The organism is Halorubrum sp. Hd13 (genome assembly GCF_002252755.1).
In the GTDB taxonomy this organism is placed as follows: domain Archaea; phylum Halobacteriota; class Halobacteria; order Halobacteriales; family Haloferacaceae; genus Halorubrum.
Genome location: NZ_NHOY01000080.1, coordinates 1 through 712, shown reverse-complemented (window position 1 = coordinate 712; position 712 = coordinate 1). Strand labels below are relative to the sequence as shown.

General features: G+C 52.1%; 1 protein-coding gene. It reads left to right on the top strand.

Features of this window, described 5'->3' with window-relative positions; all coding sequences use genetic code 11:
- Nucleotides 1-147 precede the first annotated feature (147 nt).
- On the top strand, nucleotides 148-712 hold a 565-nt coding region (locus tag DJ81_RS10790; protein ID WP_094589701.1), incomplete at its 3' end, for an IS6 family transposase.

Below are 712 nucleotides of genomic sequence, written 5' to 3'. Positions count from 1 at the left end.
GGGACACCAGATCCGGAACAGTGACTGGCTCGGGATATAGGCGGTCGGCGGCCCTCTCGACGCGCCGGCCCGTGCGAACGACCCCCCGGCTACGACGGTGTTCAGATAAGGATTGAAAGGTGAGGCGGTGCGTTTTCAAAGTGATTCATGCCCGAAAACGACCGCCTCAGCGGCTGTTTAGACGAGATCAACTTAGAGTTTGTGGAGCGAGAGGCAACACCGCAGCTGTTGATGAAGCTCAGTATTCAGCTCCACCTTACTGGATTATCGCTTTCGAATACTGTTTCGTTTCTTGAAATATTCGGTGTTGATCGGGTTCGATCCACTGTTCATAACTGGGTTCACAAGGCCGACCTACAGCCGGAATCTGGTCGGCGCCCGAATCACGTTGCGGTCGATGAAACGGTGATTCAGCTTGAGGATGAACACTATTGGCTGTACGCCGCCGTCGATCCAGACTCAAACGATTTACTCCACACAAAGCTTGAACCGACAAGAACGAACGTGATCGCAGATCAGTTTTTCGCGGAACTCCGCGAAAAACACGACGTGGATGACGCGATCTTTCTCGTTGATGGTGCGGTTCCACTTCACCGGGCATGTGAAAAACATGGCCTCGATTTCAGATACGAACGACATGGAAATCGGAACAGCGTCGAACGTGTCTTTCGTGAGATAAAACGCAGGACTACCAGCTTTTCAAACTGTTTCA